Here is a 526-nt window from a genome sequence, read left to right on the forward strand (position 1 = left end):
ATCGCGACCGCATCCCCCCGGCGGCACAAGCTCGCCTTCCTCTTCACCGGGCAGGGAGCCCAACGCATCGGCATGGGCCGGGAGTTGTACGACGCGTTCCCGGTCTTCGCCACGGCGTTCGACCGCGTCTGTGCCCAGCTGGACAAGGAGCTGGAGCGGCCGCTGAAGGAGGTGGTGTTCGCCGAGCCGGGCAGTGCGGCGGCGGCGTTGCTCGACCGGACCGGCTACACCCAGCCCGCGCTGTTCGCACTGGAAACGGCACTGTTCCGGCTGGTCGAGTCATGGGGCCTGCGCCCGGACTACGTGGCCGGGCACTCCATCGGCGAGCTGACGGCCGCCCATGTCTCCGGCGTCCTGACGCTGGAGGACGCCGCGAAACTCGTCGGCGCCCGTGCGGCCCTGATGGAGGCGCAGCCCGAGGGCGGCGCGATGATCGCCGTGCACGCGGCCGAGGCGGAAGTCCGCCCCCTGCTCAAGGGTTACGGCGGCCGGGTGGACATCGCCGCGGTCAACGGCCCGTCGTCCG

General features: G+C 72.1%; 1 protein-coding gene. It reads left to right on the plus strand.

What is annotated here, in order from left to right:
- The coding region (locus SSP24_RS42605; protein WP_141316656.1) for an acyltransferase domain-containing protein at positions 1–526 on the plus strand (526 nt) is incomplete at both ends.

Origin of the sequence: Streptomyces spinoverrucosus (assembly GCF_006539505.1) — a bacterium.
Lineage (GTDB): Bacteria > Actinomycetota > Actinomycetes > Streptomycetales > Streptomycetaceae > Streptomyces > Streptomyces spinoverrucosus.